Below are 19,198 nucleotides of genomic sequence, written 5' to 3'. Positions count from 1 at the left end.
ACCGGGCATGACCGCCGTCGGCCGGACCGGGGGTGCACTCCTGGTCGTCGCCGTCCTGCTGGCCGGGCTGAACCAGCGCGGCGCCATCGCCGCGGTCTCGCCGGTCCTGCCGGAGGTCCGCGCCGACCTGGGGCTGTCCGCCCCGGTCGCCGGGCTGCTGACGACGCTGCCGGTCCTCTGCTTCGCCGTCCTGGCCCCGCCGGCGGCCTGGCTGGGCCGCCGGCTCGGCCTCGAGCGGGGGGTCCTGGCCGGGCTGGCCCTGCTGACCGCGGGCACCGCGCTGCGCGTGCTCGACGGCACGCCGGTGCTGGTCGCCGGCACGGTCGCGGTGGGTGCCGGGATGACGATCGGCAACGTGCTCATCCCCGCGGTGGTGAAGCGCGACCTGCCCGGGCGCGCCGGCACGGTGACCGGGCTCTACACCGCCGCCCTGGCCGCCGGTGCCGCGGCGATGGCGGCGCTCACCGCGCCGCTGGCCGGAGCGGCCGGCTGGCGGGCGGCGCTCGCCGGCTGGGCGCTGCTGGCCCTGGTCGCCGTCGCCGCGTGGACGGCGGTCGGTCGCTCCGGGCGCGCGGACCCGCCCCCGCCGGTCGCCCCGGGACGGCGCGGCGGGGCACCGCTGTGGCGTCAGCCGGTGGCGTGGGCGGTCAGCGGCGTGCTGGCCCTGCACTCGGTCCTCTACTACACGGTGACCGCCTGGCTCCCCACCATCGCGGTGGAGGAGCTCGGCATGGGGCTCGAGCGCGCCGCCCTGGCCACGTCGGTGTTCCACGTGCTGGGCATCGCCGGCACCCTCGTCGTGCCGCTGGTGGCCGGCCGGGCCCCCGGTCAGCGCGCGCTCGGCGTCGCGGTCGGAGCGGCCTGGGCGCTGCTGCCGGCGGGGCTCCTGCTGGCCCCGGGCGCCTGGCCGGTCTGGGTGACCGCCGGCGGCCTGGCGCAGGGGATGGGCATCTCGCTGGCCTTCACCCTCATCGTGCTGCGCGCGGCCGACGGGGCGGCCGCCGTCCGGCTGTCGGGCATGGCGCAGCTGATCGGCTACTCGGTCGCCGCGGCCGGGCCGCCGGTCGCCGGCCTGCTCAGCACGGCGACCGGCGGCTGGACGGTGCCGCTGGTGCTGCTGGTCGCGCTGGCCGCGCTGCTGGGCGCGGCCGGCCTCGTCGGGGGCCGGCCGGTCGGCCTCGGCGGCGCCGCACCCGCGCCCGCGGAGGTCAGCCGGCCTGCAGCGTGAGGGGCGGCGGACCGCCGCCGGCGTCCTCGAACCGCCGGTACCCGACCAGGCCGCTCAGGTGCTCGCCGTGCGGCGCCAGCAGCTGCCGCACCCGGAGGGCGGCCAGCGGGCCGAGCTCCTCGATCACGTCGGCGAACAGCTGCCGGGCCGCGGGCCGCGGCCAGTCCGCGGGCAGCAGCTCCCTCGGCAGGTCGGGGTCCTTCGCGCGGAACGCGCGCCACTCGTCGATCACCGTCGCCCGGTAGCGCAGCGCCTCGGCCGGGGAGACCAGCCCGGCGACGACGCGGTGCCGGACGGCTCCGTAGGCGTCCAGGAAGGTGCAGTAGTCCTCCGCCAGCTCCTCGAGCTTCCAGGCGGTGACCGGATGACCGCCGGCCGGTCCGCTGACGTCGCCGACGACGATCGTGGCGTTGCGGATGTCCAGGGCGTCGAGGACGTCGGCCACCGGTCGACCCTGGTCGCCGACGGCGACCCACACGCCGTCGTGCAGCGGCGCGAACCCGTGCCAGCGCAGCCGGGTGCGCAGCAGGTGCCGGGTCTCCCGGCGGGCCTCCGGGACGGAGAAGCTGACGACGGTCCACCGGCCGTCCCAGTCGTCGCGGGCCTCGCCGAAGCTGAAGATGCGGCCGTAGCCGTCGCGCAGCACCGTCGCGCCGCGGTCGCTGATCCGGTACGAGGTGAAGCGGCCCTGCCGGCTGGCCTCCAGCAGGCCGCGGCGGGCCAGCCGGCCGACCGTCGCCCGCGCGTTGTGCACCGAGAGCCCGACGTCGGCGAGCAGGTGCACGAGGAAGGCCGACGGCAGGGCACCGTGCTCGGGCTCCCAGAAGTCGCCGAGCAGCGTCAGCAGGAGCCGTTGCGGCTGCGCGCGGGACGCACGCGGGGTGTCGCCACCCTCCTCGACGGACATGCGCCGATCCTCTCCGTCAGGGTGCCGGCCGCGTCCGCCGCGGCCCTCGAACGGCACCGGCATCCGCAGAGGTCACAGGCCGATGTCGACACTCGACTGTCGCCTTTACGAGCGACACTCGCTTAGCCTACTGTAGCCGCGGTCACATCCGGCCGGACGCACGCGCCGAGACGGGGAACTCGGTGCAGACAGCGCGTTGACCAGCGCCTTCGTCCTACCTTGCGCGCCATCACAGGCAGCGCGCGATCGACACCCGACGGTACGAACGTCGTCCATGCAGTCGACAGAGGAGTGGTGGAGTGGACAGCGGTTCGACGACCGACGGCCCCGGCGCAGCCGGTGCCCCCGGCGCGACCGGCACGGCGACGGCCGAGCGGGACGCCCTCCTCGAGGTACGCGACCTGAAGGTCACCTACGCCGGCGCGGTGCAGGCACTGCGGGGCGTGTCGGTCTGGGTCCCGCGCGGCGGCATCGTGGCGGTGCTGGGCAACAACGGGGCCGGGAAGAGCACCCTCCTGCGTTCGATCTCCGGGACGATCGGCCGGGAGGGCGGGGCGATCGAGAGCGGCTCCATCACCTTCGACGGGCAGCGGATCGACGGGCGCAGCGCGACCGACGTCGTCCGCCGGGGCGTGCTGCACGTGCCCGAGGGACGCCGGGTCTTCGGCCAGCTCAGCGTCGAGGACAACCTGCGGGCCGGCGGGGTCGCCGCGCGTGACAACGCCGCGCGGGAACGGGCCCGCGCGCGGGTCTACGACCTGTTCCCGATCCTGGCGGAGCGGCGGCGCCAGCGCGCCGGGCTGCTCTCCGGCGGCGAGCAGCAGATGCTGGCCATCGGGCGCGCCCTGATGGGCAATCCGCGCGTGCTGCTGCTCGACGAGCCCTCGCTGGGCCTGGCCCCGATGATCGTCGAGCAGATCGGCGACGTCATCACCGAGATCAACCGGCAGGGCACGGCCGTGGTCCTGGTCGAGCAGAACGCTGCGATGGCGCTGCGGGTGGCCGACACGGCGTTCGTCCTCGAGGTGGGCCGCATCGCGGTGTCGGGCGCGGCCGCCGAGCTCGCCGCCACCGACGAGGTGCGCAACCGCTACCTGGGGATCGGCACGGAGGCCGTCGACCCGGAGGTCACCGCCGCGCCGCCGCCCGGGCCGGTCGTGCAGGAGGCGGCCCCGCGAGAGGTGCATCCCCTGGTGGTCGAGGGGCTGACCGTCCGGTTCGGCGGCATCAAGGCCCTCACCGACGTCAGCTTCACGGTCGCCCCCGGCTCGCTGCACGCCCTCATCGGCCCCAACGGAGCGGGCAAGTCCACCTGCCTGAACGTGCTCAGCGGCGTCTACGCCGCGACCAGCGGGTCGGTCCGGTACGGCGACCACGACGTCACCCGGCTGCCCCGGCACCGCATCGCCGCGCTCGGGGTGTCGCGCACCTTCCAGAACATGGCGCTGTCGCCGACGGCGACGGTCCTCGACAACCTGCTCGTCGCCCGCCACCGGCACATGCGCTCGGGGTTCGTGTCCGCCGCGCTCCGGCTGCCGCGCGCGCGGCGGGAGGAGGCCGAGCAGTCGCGGTTCGTGTCCGGCGTCGCCGGGCTGGTCGGGCTGGAGGGCGTGCTCGACCACAGCATCAGCGAGCTGCCCTACGGCGACCGCAAGCGGGTGGAACTGGCCCGCGCGCTGTGCGCGGAGCCGGGGCTGCTGCTGCTCGACGAGCCGGTCGCCGGCATGAACTTCAACGAGTCGGTCGCCATGGAGGCGGCCATCGGCGCGGCCCAGCGGGAGCTCGGCATCTCCATCGTGCTGGTCGAGCACGACATGCGCTTCGTCATGGGCCTGGCCGACCGGGTCACCGTCCTGGACTTCGGCCGGCGGATCGCCGACGGGACACCCGCCGAGGTGCAGGACGACCCCGAGGTGCTGCGCGCCTACCTCGGCACCACCCAGGAGGAGAACCGGTGAGCCAGCTGTTCGGCTACGTCGTCAACGGCCTGTCGCTGGGCGCGATCTACGCGCTGATCGCCCTCGGTTTCGTGGTCATCTTCAAGGCCACCCGGGTGCTGAACTTCGCGCACGGCTCGGTGCTGCTGCTGGGCGCCTTCGTCGTCGGGTCGACGCACGAGACGCTGGGCTTCTGGCTGGCCGCGCTCCTGGGGATCGCCGTCGCCGCGGTGGCCGCGATGCTCGTCGACCTCGTGATCCTGCGCCACGTCCGGGCAGCCGACCTCGGCACGCTGGCGATCCTGACGATCGGCGTCGACGTCCTGATGCTGACCGAGCTCACCCGGCGCATGGGTTCGGACATCCTCGACCCCGGCAACCCCTGGGGCACCGCCACCGTCTCCATCGGCGGCGCGACCATCCCGCAGACCCGCGTGGCCGCGGCGGTGATCGCCACCGTCGTCGTGCTCCTGCTGTGGGCGGTCTTCCGGTTCACCAGCTGGGGGGTGGCGATGCGGGCGGCCGCCGAGGACGGCGGCACCGCGGCCCTCATGGGCATCCGGCTCAACCGGGTGGCCGCCACGGCCTGGGGCGTGGCCGGTGCCCTGGCCGCGATCGCCGGCATCTTCCTCACCTCCTTCCCCTCCCCGGGGATCAGCCCGACCGTGGCCTTCACGGCGCTCGCCGCGATCCCGGCCTGGGTGCTGGGCGGATTCGACTCCTTCCCCGGAGCGGTGGTCGGCGGCCTGGTGATCGGCGTGGTCAGCGCGCTGGCGTCCGGCTACCAGGCCGAGCTGTCCTTCCTCGGCCGTGACCTGGGCAGCGTGGCGCCCTACGCGGTGATGTTCGTCGTCCTGCTCATCCGGCCCTCCGGGCTGTTCGGCACCAAGGAGGTCGCCCGTGTCTAGCGCGGCTACCGGTGTTCCCACGGGGAGCGCCCCCACCGGCGACCGGTCGCGTCCGGCGACGGCCGTCTGGCTGCGCCGGGCGCTCATCGCCGCCGCCGTCGTCGTCCTGCTCCTCGCGCCGCTGAGCCTGCGCGCGTTCTGGCTGCAGGCGGGGCTGTTCGTCATGGCCTCCGTCGTCGGCGCGATCGGGCTCACCCTGCTGGTGGGGCGGGCCGGGCAGCTGTCGCTCGGGCACGCGTTCTTCGTCGCCATCGGCGCCTACGGCTACTGCTTCCTGGCCGGCGAACCGGCGGCGCGCGAAGGGCAGCCCTCGGGCCTGGGCCTGCCGCCGCTGCTGGCCCTGGTCGGGGCGGTCGCGCTCGCCGGCCTGGCCGGCGCGCTGTTCAGCCCGATCTCCGGCCGGCTGCGCGGCATCTACCTCGGCCTGGCGTCGCTGGGCCTGGTGTTCCTGGGCCAGCACATCCTGCTCAACGCCACGCCGGTGACCGGCGGGTACAGCGGGCGCAACGCCGAGGCCTTCGGCCTGTTCGGCTTCACCTTCGCCAACAGCGACCCGGCCGACCTCGTCGTCCTCGGCGTGCAGTACGGCGGCCTGGAGCGGCTCTGGTACCTGTTCCTCCTGCTGGCGGCCATCGCCTGGTGGTGCGCCCGCAACCTGGTGCGCAGCCGCCCTGGACGGGCGATGGAGATCATCCGCGACAGCGAGGTCGCCGCCGGCGTGATGGGCGTCAGCGTGACCCGCTACAAGGGCGCTGCGTTCACCGTCTCCTCGATGTACGCCGGTCTGGCCGGCGTCATGACGGCGCTCGCCTTCGGACGCATCGTCCCGGAGAGCTTCGGCCTCGGGATGTCGGTCGACTTCCTCGTCATGATCACGATCGGCGGGATCGGCTCGGTCGGGGGAGCGGTGGCCGGTGCGGCGTTCGTGACCCTCCTGCCGCTGCTGCTCAACCACTACAGCGACCTCCTGCCGTTCCTGGCCCAGCCCGGGTCCGGCGGCCTCAGCGCCGCAGACCTGTCCGCCTTCGTCTACGGCCTGGCGATCGTGCTGGTCCTGCTCTTCGCCCACGACGGACTGGCCGGCCTCGGTCACCGCCTGGGCGTGTCCCGCCGCCGTCCGCCGGACAGCGGTGCTCTCCCCGAGGTCGCGATGCGCGCGACCACGACGACGAAGGAGTCCGCTCGATGAGGAGACCACTGGCGATCAGCACCGCGCTGGCGCTGGCCCTCGTGGCCACCGGCTGCGGCAAGGCCGAGGAGCAGTCGGGGGGCGGCGGAGGCGGCGGTGCGGCCGGGCCGGGGGTCACCGACGACACCATCACCCTCGGCGCGCTGGTCGACCTCACCGCCGTCTTCGCGGCCAACAGCCGGTCGATCCTCGAGGGCAGCAACCTGTACTGGGACCAGGTCAACGCCGACGGCGGCGTCTGCGGCCGGCAGGTCGAGCTGCGGGTCGAGGACCACCAGTACGACCCCCAGACGGCGGTCTCGCTCTACCGCGAGATGGCGCCCGAGGTGCTGGGCATCGCCCACCTGCTGGGGTCGTCGGTGATCACCGCCCTGCAGCCCTCCATCGAGGAGGACGGCATGGTGACCGGCATGGCGGCCTGGACCTCGGACGTCCTGCCCAACCCCTACTTCCAGATCACCGGGGCCACCTACGACATCGAGACGATCAACGCGATCGACTGGCTGACCCAGGAGCAGGGTCTGGCCGAGGGCGACTCGATCGGGATCGTGCACTTCGAGGGCGACTACGGCGAGAACTCCCTGGCCGGAGCCGAGTACGCCGCCGAGGAGCTGGGGCTGGAGGTCGTGGCCCAGCAGGTCACCCCGGCCGACACCGACCTGTCGTCGCAGGTGGGCGCGTTCCAGAGCGCCGGTGTCTCCGCGATCATCGTCGCCGGCGCCTCGCCGCAGACCGCGTCGGTGGCCAGCGTCGCGGCCTCGGTCGGCCTGGACGTGCCGATCGTGGGCAACTCGCCGTCGTTCACCCCGCAGCTGCTCGGCACCCCGGCCGGTCCGGCGCTGGAGGCGAACTTCTACACGTCGTCCTCGCTCGCGCCGCCGTCGCTCGGCGAGGGCCGGGTGACCGAGTTCCTCGAGGCCTACCAGGCCGAGTACCCCGACCAGCAGCCGATCCAGAACGGCTCGATGTTCGGGTACGCGACCGCGGGCATCCTGCACGAGGCGCTCGAGGGGGCCTGCGACGACCTGAGCCGCGAGGGCCTGCTGGCGTCGCTGCGGTCGATCGAGAACTACGACCCGGAGGGCACCGTCGCCGGCACGCTCGACTACACCGACGAGTCCGTGCCGCCGAGCCGCACCACCTACATCTCCAAGGCCGACTCGGCCGCGCCGGGCGGGCTGACCGTCGTCGGTGAGCCGGTCACCTCGGAGCTGGCGGAGAGCTACACCTTCGACTGACCCCGTCCGACGTCGCCGGCCCGGTCCCCGTGCGGGGGCCGGGCCGGCGTGCGTCCGGGGCCGGTGTGCTCCCCGAGGACGTCGCCGGGACCTACGGTGCGGCGGCATGACGCACCGATCCCTGCTGGCCGCGGCCGCCTCGGCGCAGCTGGCCGCCCAGCTGGCCGGCCACGTGGTCGCGCTCCGGCGTGGCCGGCACTTCGACGTCCCGTTCATGACCGGCAGCCCGGAGCACCTGGTCCGCGACTGGCTGTGGTTCGGCACCGCCTACAGCGCGCCGCCCTACCTGGTCCTCCCGCAGGTCTGGGCGGTCGCCCGGCTGCTGCGCGGGCCCGACGACCGCGCCCGCTGGGTGCTGCGGTGGATCGGCACCGGCCTGTCGTTCGGCTATCCGAGCGAGCGGTGGACGCGGCTGCGGCTGCGCCGCCGGGGCGCCGATCCGGTGGAGACGCCGGTGGTGGCGGTCGGATGGGGCGGCGCGCTGGCGATGGCGGTGCTGGGCCGGCGCTGAGCGCGGGCCGCTACCGCGCCTCGACCAGCACGCCGGCGAGGAAGTCGGTCAGCTCGTCGTGCGCATCCAGCGGCAGCACCGCGGCCACGTACTGGTCGGGGCGGACGACGACCACGCAGCCGGCGTCCCGGTCGATGCCGCGCAGGTCGAAGACGTCGGCCGCCGGATCCGCGCAGAACGCCTTCTCGTAGTCGACCAGGCCCAGCCGGCCCTTCCGCGGCAGCAGCACCGCCGGCAGCGCGTCGACGGCCACGTCGCGGTGGCCCTGCTGGAACACCGCCCGGACGTCGACCACCGAGTCGGGGTCGGCGCCGGCCGGGGTGAACCGGGCGATCGGCGACTTCTCCGAGGCCAGGAACGCGCACAGCTGCCGGGCGCGGGAGTCCGGCGTCGCCGGGTCCGGCCGGTCGGCCAGGACGTACAGCCGCCAGGCGCCGTCGGCCCGGGCGGCGTGGCCCAGGTGCACCGGCTTGGCGTCGGCGAGCCGGACCACCGGTGCGGAGTGGAACCGCATGCCGACCGGCAGGCCCGCGGCCAGGTGCTGGTGGGTGGCCGCGGCGGTGATCATCGACGGCGCGTACCGGGTGGCGACGCCGGCGGTGAAGCGTCCCTGCTGCACGAAGTAGCGCTGGAACTCCTCGGGGTCCACCCCCTCGCCGGTCCCGCCGTCCTCCTTCGGCGCGGCGCTGAACATCCGGGCGAACTCGCGGTCGAAGTCGATGAGCTCCTGCGCGACCGCCTGGCGCTCCTCGGTGTAGGTGGCCAGCAGCTCCGGGCGCGCGGTGCCGCGCAGCACGGTGGCCAGCTTCCAGCCCAGGTTCCAGGCGTCGGCCATCGACACGTTCATGCCCTGGCCGGCCTTGGCGCTGTGGGTGTGGCAGGCGTCGCCGGCGATGAACACGCGGGGCAGCCGGGTGCCGGCCTCCTCGGCGGGGACGTCGTCGAACCGGTCGCACAGCCGCTGGCCGATCTCGTACACCGACCACCAGCCGACGTCCTTCACGTCGAGGGTGTAGGGCGCCATGATCCGGTTGGCCACCGCGGCGAGCTTCTCGGGCGTGACGTCGCGGTTCTCGAGCATCTCCCGGTCGTGGACGGCGTCGAGCTCGATGTACAGGCGGACCATGTAGCCGCCCTCGCGCGGGATGATCAGCACGTTGCCCTGGTTGGCCGAGTGGATCGCGCACTTGAGCCGGATGTCGGGGAAGTCGGTCACCGCCAGCACGTCCATGACGCCCCACGACTGGTTCATCGGGTCGCCGGCCAGCTGCCGGCCGATCGCGGTGCGCACGCTGCTGCGCGAGCCGTCGCAGCCCACCACGTACCTGGCGCGGACGGTGGACTCCTCGCCGGTCTCCTGCCCGTCGCACAGGTGCCGGAGGGTGACGGTGACCGGGTGGTCCGAGGAGCCGTCGGGATCGACCCGCACGCCGGTGACGTGCAGCCCGTGGTGCGTGTCCGGCCGGGCGGCCGAGCGCTGCACGTACTCGCGCAGGTAGGCCAGCATCCGGGCCTGGTTGACGATCACGTGCGGGAACTCCGAGAGGCCGTCCTCGACGTCCTGCACCCGCCCGGTGCGCGTGATGCGGCTGCGGTCGGCGGGGTCGGGCCGCCAGAAGGACACCTCGTTGACCCAGTAGGCCTCGGCGACGAGCTGGTCGGCCAGGCCGAAGGCCTCGAACATCTCCACGGTGCGGCAGGCGACGCCGTCGGCCTGCCCGACCGCCAGCGGCCCGTCGCGCCGGTCGACGACCGCCGTCCGGATCTCGGGAAAGGCGGCCAGCTGCGCCGCCAGCACCATCCCGGCCGGCCCGGCGCCCACGACGAGCACGTCCACCTCGTCGGGCAGCCCGGCCGGGCGCTGGGCCACCGACGGGTGCGGGTCCTGCACGAACGGATCGCCGGGCCGGTAGCCGTCGAGGTAGAACTGCATGCCTGCCATGCTGGCCGTCGTCCGCCCTCGGGAACGAGACATTCTGTGCAGCAGAACGGGGGAGGCCGTGGACAAGCCGCTCAAGACGCCGCCGACCTACGCCATCGCCAGCGTCGACCACGCCCTGCGGCTGGCCGCCGTGCTGCAGCTGGAGGGCGAGCTGACGGTGAGCGCGGCCGCCGCCCGGCTGGGCGTCGCGCGGTCGACCGCCCACCGGCTGCTGTCGATGCTGGTCTACCGCGACTTCGCCGTGCAGGACGAGAACCGCGTCTACCGCGCCGGCCCGGTGCTGGAGCTCGCCGCCCACTCGCGGTCCCGCGCCTCCCGGCTGCGGTCGGCGGCGCTGCCGCACCTGCAGCGGCTGGTCGCGCTGCTCGACGAGTCGGCCAACCTCGCCGTGCGGACCGGGGAGACGGTGCGGTTCATCGCCAGCGTCGAGTCCGGCCGCTCGCTGCGGGTGGGCTCGCGCGAGGGCATGGTCTTCCCGGCGCACCGCACCACCGGCGGGCTGCTGATGCTCGCCGAGCTGCCGGACGACGAGCTGGCCGACCTCCTCGCCGAGGAGCGGTACGCCGACCGGCCGCACGAGCGGCCGGACCCGGTGGCGTTGCGCGCGGACCTCGCCCGCGTCCGCCGCACCGGCTTCGCCGTCAACGACGGCCGCTCCGAGCGCGGGGTGGTCGCCGTCGGGGTGCCCGTGCGCGGGGAGGCCGGCGAGACGGTGGCGGCGCTGTCGGTGTCCATGCCCAGCGTGCGGTACGACGCCGCCGGCCTGCCCGGGCTGGTGGCCACGCTGCGCGCGGCGGCCGCGGCGGTCGAGGCCGACCTCGCCGGCTGACCGGGGACCGAGGGCCCTTCCGGCCGGTGCGGTCCGGGAGCAGCCTCGCCCCGTCCGTCGGGGACTGGGGGAGGAGCGGTCATGTCCGCTGTCCGGGAGCACGCCGTCGTCATCGGGGCCAGCATGGCCGGGTTGCTGGCCGCCCGGGTGCTGAGCGAGACCTCCGAGCGGGTCACGGTGATCGACCGGGACCTGCTGCCCGGGGAGGCCGGCGCCCGGCGGGGGGTGCCGCAGGGCCGGCACCCGCACGCGCTGCTGGTCCGCGGCAAGGAGGTGCTCGAGGAGCTCTTCCCCGGTCTGGCCACCGACCTGCTGGCCCGCGGCGCCCTCACCGGCGACATGCAGGCCGACGTGCGCTGGTACAACGACGGCCACCTGCTGCGGCAGCAGCCGATCGGCATCGGCGGGCTGGCCATGAGCCGGCCGCTGCTGGAGGACGCCGTCCGGGCGCGGGTGCGGGCGCTGCCCGGCGTGCAGATCTGCGAGGGCACCGACTCCGCCGGTCCGGTGCTGGACGGCGACCGGGTGACCGGCGTCCGCGTGCTCACCGCCACCGCCGGTGCGCCCACCGAGACCGTGCTCCCCGCCGACCTCGTCGTCGACGCCGGCGGCCGCGGCTCGCACACGCCGCAGTGGCTGGCCGCGCACGGCTACCAGGCGCCGGCCGAGACCCGTATCCGCGTGGACGTGCGGTACGCGACGTGGGTGCTGCCCCGGCACGCCGACGACCTCGGCGGGGACGTCGCCTGCGTCATCGCCGCCACCGTGGCCGCCCCGCGGTTCGGGGTGGCGCTGCCGATCGAGGGCGACCGGTGGCTGGTCACCGCCGGCGGCTACTCCGGCGAGGCGGCGCCGGCCGACCGCGACGAGTTCCGGGCGTTCCTGACCCGGCTCCCCGCGCCGGACCTCGCTCCGCTGCTGGACGGGCGCGAGCCGCTGGAGCCCCCGCGCCGCTACTCGTTCCCGCACAGCATGCGGCGGCACTACGAGCGGCTGGACCGGTTCCCGGCCGGCCTGGTCGTCATGGGCGACGCGCTGAGCAGCTTCAACCCCGTCTACGGGCAGGGGATGACGGTGGCCGCGGTCGAGGCCCTGCAGCTGCGCCGGCTGCTGTCGGCGGGCACGCCCGACCTCCCCCGGGCCTTCCACCGGGGCGCCGCCCGCGTGGTCGACGTCCCGTGGGACATGGCGGCCGGCGCGGACCTCCGGCTGCCCGGCGTGGTCGGCGACCGGCCGCTGCGCGCCCGGCTGGTCAACGGCTACCTGGCCCGGCTGCAGGCGGCCGCGGCGGTGGACGGCGAGCTGGGTGCGGCGTTCCTGCGGGTGGTCAACCTGCTCGACCCGCCGCCGGCCCTGCTCCGGCCGGCGGTGGTGCGCCGGGTCCTGCGGGCCGGCCGGCAGGCATCCGGCCGGGCGCCGGCCGCGCACGAGGCGGCTCGGGAGCGGGCCGGGATGGGCAGAACTGCGTAGAGACGGGCGGGCGGGGTGGTCTCCAGGATCGGGGGAGCCGGTCGCCACCGCCGCCAGGGGGAACGCCATGTCACTGCTCGTCATCCACCTCTGCTGGGACGACGCCGGGCCGAGGGAGCACGGCGGCCTCCAGCAGCTGCTGCCACCGGTCCGCCTCGCCGCGGAGGGCCCGTGCCTGCACCGGCGCACCTGGCTGTCCGGGCGCCGAATGCTCGGCATCGAGGTGTGGGCCGACGACGACGCCGCCCGCACGCACCTGGACGAGCTGGCGCCCAGCTCCGCCGCGGCCGGGCTGGCGGCGCCGACCGTCGTCGTGCTGGTGTTCCCGGACGCCTACCGCTCGGTGCTCCCGCTCCTGGTCGGGACGCCGGACCCGGTGGCGGTCGCGACCTCCTGAGCGGGCGGGGCCAGCACCCCGAGGCGCTGGCCCCGCAGCACCGCGGTCACGCGGTCGTGCACGCCGAGCTTCCGGTACACCGCGGCGGTGTGCTTCTCCACCGTCCGCGGGGAGCAGCCCAGCCGGTGGGCCACCGCCCCGGCGGTCAAGCCCTCGGCGAGCAGCACCAGGACGGCGGCCTCGCGGGCGGTCAGCCCGGTGCCCGAGGCCCGCTCCGGGGCGTCCGGCACCGCGGCGGTCCAGCGGGCCACGAGGCGCACGTGCCGCTCCACCGCCTGCAGCAGCGGCTGCACGCCGGCCAGCAGGCGCAGCTGGTCGTCGGTGAGGTCCCGGCCGCGCCGGCCGAAGGCCAGCCCGCACACCACGGTGGGACCGCCGGTGAGGCCGACCGAGCCGATCTGGTCCCACCCGCCGAGGTCGCGCAGGAACACCCGTGCCGGATGGCGGCGCCAGCCGGCGGCGCCGCAGACGCGCGCGGCGGTGGTGGGACCGAGCGCTCCGGTGGCCGCCGCGGCGAGCAGGGGGTGCTCCTGCCGCCGCATGCGGGTGGCCTCGGCCAGCGGCGCGATGAGCTCGGGTGACCAGCCGAACGGCACGAGCTCCGTCGTCCCCTCGCGCCAGGCCACCCGCTGGTAGACCCCGTACGGGGCGTCCACGGCCTCGCAGAGCAGCGGCAGCACCGCGCCCGCGGGGAACTCCGGCGCCACCATCGCGTCGAGGACGTGCACCGCCAGCGCGGTGACGTCGGGCACCGTCGTCCTCATCCCGGGCCTCCTGCGACCGCGGCGGCCCGGAGGCAGCCGCGTTCCCCCTCGCGGTCGACCGGTCTCCCGCTGTGCCGGGAGCCCCTCGGTCCCCACGGTGCCAGCGGCGCCGGGAGGGGTCCACGGACCTACGGCCCTGGGGTGGGCGTCCCGTTCCGGCCGCGGGTCTCGGCGGCGATCCGCTCGCCGAGCGCGGCCATGGCGTCGGCCAGCAGCTCGAGCTGCTCGGGCAGGGCGTAGGACGGCTCGGCCTGGGCGGTGATGAAGGCCCCGTCGAAGCCCACCATGCCGAAGAAGTCGAGCCGGTCGGCGACCGCGGCGGCGACCGCCGGGCCCTCGCCGGCGAACGCCGAGGCGATCATCCGGTTCATCTGCACCCGGCCGTCCCGGCGGACCTGCAGGATCATCTCGCCGACCTCGGCCTCGGTGGCCTCGGCGCTCATCAGCAGCAGCAGGTGCAGGCGCAGGAAGTCCGGCCGGGCGAGGAACACCTCGCCGGTGCGCTGCAGGTACCAGCCCAGCCGCTCGCGCGGGCTGCCGCCCTCCGGCGGATCGCTCTGCGCCGCCCGCATGGCCTCGAAGAAGTCGTAGGCGCCACGGGCCATGACCGCGGACAGCAGCCCGCCCTTGGAGTGGAAGTGGTGGTAGATCGCGGACTTCGGCAGGCCGGTCGCCTGGCTCAGCGTCGAGAGGGACGTGCCCGCGTAGCCGCGCTCGGCGAGGATCCGCGCCGCCACGCCGAGGATCTCCTCGCGGGACCGCTCGCCGCGCCGGTTGCGGCCGCGCGGTGCGCCTCGGCTGTCGTCCACGGCGCGAAGGATAGGCGCCACGCCATCCGGTTCTGCTTTGCAGAAACCGTGCTCAGCCGGCGACGGCCCGTGTGAGGGTGCTCACGATCGAACCGAACGATCGGTACAAAACTTCATCGAGGTGGCCTCATGAGCACGGACTACGACACCGACGTCGTGATCGTCGGCTACGGCCCGACCGGCGTCGTCGCCGCCCTGACCCTCGCCCGGCACGGCATCCGCGCGACGGCGCTGGAGCGCGACCGGGACATCTATCCGCGCGCCCGCGCGGTCACGGTCAACGACTGGACGATGCGGATCTTCCAGGGCCTGGGCATCGACCGGCGGATCGAGCGGGTGGTCGAGCCCCAGCGGGCACTGCGGTGGGTCCGCTACGACGGCACCGGGATCATGCGGATCGCGCACCCGCCGTCGGCCCTCGGCCGCACGCCGCGCTTCTACAACATCTACCAGCCGACGATGGAGGCCGAGCTCCGCGCGTGCGCCGAGGAGCGCGGCGACCTGATCGACGTCCGCTACGGCACCGAGGTCGTCGACCTGGTCCAGGACGCCGACGGCGTGACCGTCACCGGCCGCGACGTGGCGACGGGGCGGACCTCGACGGTGCGGGCCCGCTATGCCATCGGCGCGGACGGCGGGTCCTCGCAGACCCGCGCCCGGATCGGGGCGGTGCTGGAGGGCGACACCCTCGACGTGACGTGGGTGGTCGTCGACTGCCGCGCCAAGCGCTGGTGGCCCGACCGCAACCTGCTCACCTTCTGGTCGGACCGGGAGCGGCCGGTCGTCGACATCGCGCTCTCGGCCGGCAACCACCGCTGGGAGCTCCCGCTCAAGCCGGGGGAGACCCCCGCGGACTACCCGACCAGCGCCGAGGTGTGGCCGCTGCTCAAGGCGATCGGCGTCACCGAGGACGACGTCGAGATCCACCAGCACGCCTTCTACAAGCACCACACCCGGATGGCCGACACCTGGCGGTCCGGCCGGGTGTTCCTCGCCGGGGACGCCGCGCACCTGATGCCCCCGTGGGCCGGGGCCGGCATGCAGACGGGCATGCGGGACGCCCACGACCTGTGCTGGAAGCTCGCCGGCGTCCTCCGGGGCGAGCTCGGCGAGGAGTGGCTGGACACCTACGAGGCCGAGCGCCGGCCCGACGCCGAGCACTACACCGCCCTGTCGGTCCACCTCGGCCGGGTCATCAAGCAGGAGCTCACCGCGGCGGAGCAGGCTGCGCTGGACGCGCCGCTGCCCGAGGGCGTCGAGCCGCCGCTCATCGCCCCGCCGGTGCTCACGGCCGGCTGGCTCCGCGGCCCGGTCGGCGACGGCAGCATCGTCGGCCGGATGGTCCCGCAGCCGGTGGTCGGCGACACCGTCGGCCGGATGGCGCGGCTGGACGAGCTCACCGGGAACGGGTTCGTGCTGCTCGGTGCCGACGTCGACCCCGCGACGCTGCTCACCGCAGCCGAGCGGGCGCGGTGGGACGCCCTCGGCGCCCGGTACGTCGCCGTCCGTCCCCAGGACGCCTACACCCAGGGCCCCGACGAGCTGGTCGACCTCGACGAGGTCCTGCTCCCGTGGCTGCGCCGCCACGGCGCCCGGGCCGTGGCCGTCCGTCCCGACAAGTTCGTGGCCGCCGCCGACGTCAGCGGCCTGGCCGTCCCCGTTCTCTGATCCACCCCTGAAGGAGGAGCACATGTCCGGAGTGCAGGAGCTCGCCTACGTCGTCTACGAGGTGAGCAGCCTCGACGACTGGGAACGCTTCGCCGTCGGCCTGCTCGGCATGCAGGTCGCCGACAAGGACGCCGACTCGATCAGCTTCCGCACCGACGGCAAGGCCTACCGCTGGTCCTGCCGGCAGGGCCCCGCCGACGACCTGGTCGCCAGCGGCTACGCCGTCGAGTCCGACGCCGCGCTCGACGCGCTCGTCGAGCGGCTGCGGGCCGCCGGCGCGGGGGCCGTCGAGGGCGACCGCGCCCTGGCCGCCGCCCGCCAGGTGGACCGCGTCGTGCTGACCACCGACCCGATGGGCAACCGCATCGAGCTGGTGACCGGCTTCGCCGACGCGCCGACCCCGTTCACCTCCGACGTCCTGCTCGGCGGGTTCGTCACCGGCACCGGCGGCGCGGGGCACCAGGTGCTGCTGGCCCGGGGCGTCGCCCGCGAGACGTACCTGGCCTTCTACGAGGACCTGCTGGGCTTCCGGATCAGCGACGTCATCGTCGAGGAGCTCGCCCCCGGCATCGTGGCGGACCTGGTCTTCCTGCACTGCAACCCGCGGCACCACTCCGTGGCCTTCGGCGACATGCCGCATCCGAAGCGGACCCACCACTTCATGGTGGAGGTCACCGACATCCGCGACGTGGGCCTGGCCTACGACCGCTGCATGGACGCCGGGCAGCCGTTCGAGATGACGCTGGGGATGCACCCCAACGACCACATGTTCAGCTTCTACGTCCGCACTCCGTCCGGGTTCAGCGTGGAGTACGGCTGGGGCGGGCTGCTCATCGACGACGCCACCTGGGAGGTGCAGACCCTCGACCGGCTGCACAGCTGGGGCCACCGGCTCCCGGAGCTCGTCGCCGAGCTGCTCGGCCAGGCGCCGTCGACCGACGGGATGCCGGCGTGAGCGCCCTGACCGCTGAGAGCACGGCCCGCACCGTCCGGACCACCGACTGGAAGCTGCGCTACCACGAGGCCGGCACGGGCCACCCGGTGATCCTCCTGCACGGCAGCGGCCCGGGGGCGACCGGCTGGAGCAACTTCTCCGGCAACATCGGCGCGCTCGCCGAGCACCTGCACGTCCACGCCGTGGACATGCCCGGCTGGGGCGGTTCCGACGCCGCGACCGTCGACCGGCTGGACCACGTCGACGCGGTCCTGCAGTTCATGGACGCGCTCGGCATCGCGAAGGCCGCGTTCGTCGGCAACTCGATGGGCGGGCACACCGCGCTGCGGCTGGCCACCCTGCATCCCGAGCGGATCACCCACCTGGTCACGATGGGGCCGCCGATCGGCAGGGTCCCCACGCTCTTCGGTGCCGGCGACGGCCCCTCGGAGGGCCTGAAGGTGCTCATCGAGGCCTATCGCGACCCGAGTCCGGAGAACATGCGCCGGCTGGTCGAGGTGATGACCTACGACAAGGCCCGGTTCGCGACCCCGGAGCTGGTCCGGGCCCGTTCCGACGCGGCGCTGGCCCGCCCCGACCACCTGCGCAACTACGTCGAGGGGCTGGGCCGGGGCGCGCCGATCCCGGTGTGGGTGGACCGCGCCCGGCTGGCCGACATCCCGGTGCCGACGCTCCTGATCCACGGCAGGGACGACCGGGTGGTCTCCTACGAGACCACCCTCCAGCTGCTGGCCCACATCCCCGACAGCCGCGCCGTGCTGCTCAACCGCTGCGGCCACTGGGCGATGATCGAGCACGCCGAGGAGTTCAACCGGCTGGTCCTCGACTTCGTGCTCCGCACCTGAGCGGGAGCGCCACCGGGACGGCCGGCCCGGTGGCGCCCCCGGAGGTCCGCATGCCCGGCAGCCCCACCCCGCCCGTGGGCGGCGTCGTCGACCTGTCCCACCCGATCGGCACCGGCATGCCGGTGTACCCCGGCGATCCGGAGGTGGCGGTCTGGCCGGCGGCGACGCTGGGGGAGCACGGCTACAACGTGCGGCACGTGCGGATGGGCTCGCAGTCGGGGACGCACGTGGACGCGCCGTACCACCTCCTCGAGGACGGCGCCCGCATCGACCAGCTGCCGCCCGGGCTCTTCCTCGGGCCCGCGGTCGTCGCCGACGTCCGGGGGAAGCCGCCGCGCGCGGCGATCACCTGGGCCGACCTGGCGCCCGTCGCCGGCCGGCTGGCGACGGGCGTGGTCCTGCTGCTGCACACCGGCTGGGCCGCGCACTGGGGCACCGACGCCTACCTCGACCACCCGTTCCTCGACCGCGACGCCGCCGAGCGGGTGGTCGCCGCCGGGGTGCGCACGGTCGGCCTCGACGCGCCGAGCCTGGACGAGACCGTGCCCGACGGTGGGGGCGGGTACGCCGCACACCTCGCCGTCCTCGGCGCGGGCGGGGTCATCGTGGAGAACCTGCGCGGGCTGGAGCAGATCACGGCCGCCGACCCGGTCGTCAGCGTGCTGCCGCTGCGCCTCGCGGGCGCCGACGGGGCCCCGGTGCGGGCGGTCGCCTTCGAGGTCGGGCCCCGGGGCGGCGACCACCCGGGCCACGACACCTAGGCCAGCCGGAAGACCGGCCAGCCGATCTCGGTGCGCCAGGCCGCCTCGTCGTCGGTGTCGCGGGGGCCCACCAGGTAGGTCTCCCGCACCGGCCCGGCCACGGCGAGCAGGTGCTCGACCACCCAGGCGCCGAGCTCCCCGTAGGTGACGTCGATGTCCTCGTGCCCGCCGGCGTGGGTGGCGACGGCCAGCTCGACCGCCGGCAGGGTGACCGGGTGCACCCGGCCGCTGGCCGGGGGATCGGCGACCGGCCGGTACACCAGCACCGGCCCCCGGCCGGTCTCGAACAGCGCATTGTCGTACGAGCCCCCCGGCGGGCCGGCCGGCTCGCGCACCACGGCGTCCAGCTCGGCCATGGCACCGGCGTACCAGTCGAGCACCTCCTCCAGCGACACCTCGCCGGCGACCGCGGCCACGACGGTCGCGGGCACCTGGCGGAGCTCGACCGCCGGCCCGGCCGGCTCGGGCCGCAGCAGCCGGCGCAGCGAGGTGACCGCGGCGCGGGTCCGGTCGAGCTGGGCCTCCAGGCGGGCCAGGTGCTCGGCGACGAGCGCGGCCCGGGCCTCGGGATCGGGGGAGCCCAGGATCCGCTGGACGTCGGCCAGCGGGACGTCGAGCTCACGGAGCCGGTGGATGACCTGGGCGGTCGGGATCTGCTCGCCGGTGTAGTAGCGGTAGCCGCTGGCCGGGTCCACCGCCGCGGGCGCCAGCAGACCGGCGTCGTGGTACCGGCGCAGCGTGCGCACGCTGAGATGGGTCAGCCGCGAGAACTCGCCGATCGACAGCACCCGGGCACTGTGTACCCTCCCCCCGGGGGAGGGTCCAGCGCTGGACCCTCCC

The 19,198-nt window shown here is 75.0% G+C and carries 18 protein-coding genes; 13 read left to right on the top strand and 5 right to left on the bottom strand.

Annotated elements, in window-relative coordinates:
* Positions 1–7 precede the first annotated feature (7 nt).
* Entirely contained in the window at positions 8–1,228 is a 1,221-nt protein-coding gene (locus ACI79R_RS14480; RefSeq protein ID WP_456574339.1) for an MFS transporter, read from the top strand.
* On the opposite strand, the gene ACI79R_RS14475 is transcribed toward ACI79R_RS14480, so the two are convergent.
* Positions 1,209–2,135, bottom strand: a complete 927-nt coding sequence (locus tag ACI79R_RS14475) for a PaaX family transcriptional regulator (RefSeq protein ID WP_456574338.1) — start codon at positions 2,133–2,135, stop codon at positions 1,209–1,211. The genes ACI79R_RS14480 and ACI79R_RS14475 overlap by 20 nt on opposite strands.
* A gap of 299 nt (positions 2,136–2,434) precedes the next feature.
* Between ACI79R_RS14475 and ACI79R_RS14470 the strand changes: the two genes are divergently transcribed.
* The 5 genes from ACI79R_RS14470 to ACI79R_RS14450 all read left to right on the top strand — a co-directional run bounded on the left by ACI79R_RS14470 (position 2,435) and on the right by ACI79R_RS14450 (position 7,918).
* Complete coding sequence (locus ACI79R_RS14470; protein ID WP_456574337.1) at positions 2,435–4,093, top strand: ATP-binding cassette domain-containing protein; 1,659 nt, start codon at positions 2,435–2,437, stop codon at positions 4,091–4,093.
* Positions 4,090–4,980 carry a branched-chain amino acid ABC transporter permease gene (locus ACI79R_RS14465; protein ID WP_456574336.1) on the top strand — a complete coding sequence of 297 codons (891 nt, stop codon included), beginning with the start codon at positions 4,090–4,092 and terminating at the stop codon, positions 4,978–4,980. Before ACI79R_RS14470 ends, ACI79R_RS14465 begins: the two co-directional genes overlap by 4 nt.
* The gene (locus ACI79R_RS14460) at positions 4,973–6,169 is read left to right on the top strand and encodes a branched-chain amino acid ABC transporter permease (RefSeq protein ID WP_456574335.1); all 1,197 of its coding nucleotides are present in this window, start codon (positions 4,973–4,975) and stop codon (positions 6,167–6,169) included. Before ACI79R_RS14465 ends, ACI79R_RS14460 begins: the two co-directional genes overlap by 8 nt.
* Complete coding sequence (locus tag ACI79R_RS14455) at positions 6,166–7,407, top strand: ABC transporter substrate-binding protein (protein ID WP_456574334.1); 1,242 nt, start codon at positions 6,166–6,168, stop codon at positions 7,405–7,407. The genes ACI79R_RS14460 and ACI79R_RS14455 overlap by 4 nt, the downstream gene beginning before the upstream one ends.
* A gap of 106 nt (positions 7,408–7,513) precedes the next feature.
* A complete protein-coding gene (locus ACI79R_RS14450) occupies positions 7,514–7,918 on the top strand; it encodes a hypothetical protein (RefSeq protein WP_456574333.1) in 405 nt (134 codons plus the stop codon).
* Between the two features lie 10 nt (positions 7,919–7,928).
* On the opposite strand, the gene ACI79R_RS14445 is transcribed toward ACI79R_RS14450, so the two are convergent.
* Positions 7,929–9,851, bottom strand: a complete 1,923-nt coding sequence (locus ACI79R_RS14445; protein WP_456574332.1) for an FAD-binding monooxygenase — start codon at positions 9,849–9,851, stop codon at positions 7,929–7,931.
* A 67-nt stretch (positions 9,852–9,918) separates the two neighbouring features.
* On the opposite strand from ACI79R_RS14445, the gene ACI79R_RS14440 reads away from it, so the two are divergent.
* The 3 genes from ACI79R_RS14440 to ACI79R_RS14430 all read left to right on the top strand — a co-directional run bounded on the left by ACI79R_RS14440 (position 9,919) and on the right by ACI79R_RS14430 (position 12,556).
* The gene (locus tag ACI79R_RS14440; protein WP_456574331.1) at positions 9,919–10,689 is read left to right on the top strand and encodes an IclR family transcriptional regulator; all 771 of its coding nucleotides are present in this window, start codon (positions 9,919–9,921) and stop codon (positions 10,687–10,689) included.
* Between the two features lie 81 nt (positions 10,690–10,770).
* The gene (locus tag ACI79R_RS14435; protein ID WP_456574330.1) at positions 10,771–12,159 is read left to right on the top strand and encodes an FAD-dependent oxidoreductase; all 1,389 of its coding nucleotides are present in this window, start codon (positions 10,771–10,773) and stop codon (positions 12,157–12,159) included.
* Between the two features lie 67 nt (positions 12,160–12,226).
* Positions 12,227–12,556: a hypothetical protein gene (locus ACI79R_RS14430; RefSeq protein ID WP_456574329.1), complete on the top strand. Its 330-nt coding sequence runs from the start codon at positions 12,227–12,229 to the stop codon at positions 12,554–12,556.
* Here the strand turns inward: ACI79R_RS14430 and ACI79R_RS14425 are convergent.
* Complete coding sequence (locus ACI79R_RS14425) at positions 12,493–13,320, bottom strand: LuxR C-terminal-related transcriptional regulator (RefSeq protein WP_456574328.1); 828 nt, start codon at positions 13,318–13,320, stop codon at positions 12,493–12,495. The genes ACI79R_RS14430 and ACI79R_RS14425 overlap by 64 nt on opposite strands.
* Before the next feature lie 128 nt (positions 13,321–13,448).
* Complete coding sequence (locus ACI79R_RS14420; protein WP_456574327.1) at positions 13,449–14,129, bottom strand: TetR/AcrR family transcriptional regulator; 681 nt, start codon at positions 14,127–14,129, stop codon at positions 13,449–13,451.
* Between the two features lie 129 nt (positions 14,130–14,258).
* On the opposite strand from ACI79R_RS14420, the gene ACI79R_RS14415 reads away from it, so the two are divergent.
* Genes ACI79R_RS14415 through ACI79R_RS14400 form a run of 4 tightly spaced genes read left to right on the top strand, consistent with a single transcriptional unit; the run spans position 14,259 to position 18,358 of the window.
* Positions 14,259–15,797: a bifunctional 3-(3-hydroxy-phenyl)propionate/3-hydroxycinnamic acid hydroxylase gene (locus ACI79R_RS14415; RefSeq protein WP_456574326.1), complete on the top strand. Its 1,539-nt coding sequence runs from the start codon at positions 14,259–14,261 to the stop codon at positions 15,795–15,797.
* Between the two features lie 22 nt (positions 15,798–15,819).
* Positions 15,820–16,752 (top strand): VOC family protein, encoded by a 933-nt coding sequence (locus ACI79R_RS14410; protein WP_456574325.1) that lies wholly within the window; start codon positions 15,820–15,822, stop codon positions 16,750–16,752.
* Positions 16,749–17,597 carry an alpha/beta fold hydrolase gene (locus ACI79R_RS14405; RefSeq protein WP_456574324.1) on the top strand — a complete coding sequence of 283 codons (849 nt, stop codon included), beginning with the start codon at positions 16,749–16,751 and terminating at the stop codon, positions 17,595–17,597. Before ACI79R_RS14410 ends, ACI79R_RS14405 begins: the two co-directional genes overlap by 4 nt.
* A 50-nt stretch (positions 17,598–17,647) precedes the next feature.
* Positions 17,648–18,358, top strand: coding sequence for a cyclase family protein (locus tag ACI79R_RS14400; protein WP_456574323.1), 711 nt, complete (start codon positions 17,648–17,650; stop codon positions 18,356–18,358).
* Here ACI79R_RS14400 and ACI79R_RS14395 read toward each other — a convergent pair.
* The gene (locus ACI79R_RS14395) at positions 18,355–19,146 is read right to left on the bottom strand and encodes a MerR family transcriptional regulator (RefSeq protein WP_456574322.1); all 792 of its coding nucleotides are present in this window, start codon (positions 19,144–19,146) and stop codon (positions 18,355–18,357) included. The genes ACI79R_RS14400 and ACI79R_RS14395 overlap by 4 nt on opposite strands.
* Between the last annotated feature and the right edge of the window lie 52 nt (positions 19,147–19,198).

This window comes from Blastococcus sp. SYSU D00820 (assembly GCF_054050695.1).
This window is presented reverse-complemented; position numbering and strand designations above follow the sequence as displayed.

Bases quoted from the DNA above. Each gene is read 5' to 3' on its own strand.
- ACI79R_RS14475 (WP_456574338.1), bottom strand. From the start codon at position 2,135: ATGTCCGTCGAGGAGGGTGGCGACACCCCGCGTGCGTCCCGCGCGCAG.
- ACI79R_RS14425 (WP_456574328.1), bottom strand. From the start codon at position 13,320: ATGAGGACGACGGTGCCCGACGTCACCGCGCTGGCGGTGCACGTCCTC.
- ACI79R_RS14450 (WP_456574333.1), top strand. From the start codon at position 7,514: ATGACGCACCGATCCCTGCTGGCCGCGGCCGCCTCGGCGCAGCTGGCC.
- ACI79R_RS14480 (WP_456574339.1), top strand. From the start codon at position 8: ATGACCGCCGTCGGCCGGACCGGGGGTGCACTCCTGGTCGTCGCCGTC.
- ACI79R_RS14445 (WP_456574332.1), bottom strand. From the start codon at position 9,851: ATGCAGTTCTACCTCGACGGCTACCGGCCCGGCGATCCGTTCGTGCAG.
- ACI79R_RS14410 (WP_456574325.1), top strand. From the start codon at position 15,820: ATGTCCGGAGTGCAGGAGCTCGCCTACGTCGTCTACGAGGTGAGCAGC.
- ACI79R_RS14455 (WP_456574334.1), top strand. From the start codon at position 6,166: ATGAGGAGACCACTGGCGATCAGCACCGCGCTGGCGCTGGCCCTCGTG.
- ACI79R_RS14400 (WP_456574323.1), top strand. From the start codon at position 17,648: ATGCCCGGCAGCCCCACCCCGCCCGTGGGCGGCGTCGTCGACCTGTCC.
- ACI79R_RS14435 (WP_456574330.1), top strand. From the start codon at position 10,771: ATGTCCGCTGTCCGGGAGCACGCCGTCGTCATCGGGGCCAGCATGGCC.
- ACI79R_RS14430 (WP_456574329.1), top strand. From the start codon at position 12,227: ATGTCACTGCTCGTCATCCACCTCTGCTGGGACGACGCCGGGCCGAGG.
- ACI79R_RS14415 (WP_456574326.1), top strand. From the start codon at position 14,259: ATGAGCACGGACTACGACACCGACGTCGTGATCGTCGGCTACGGCCCG.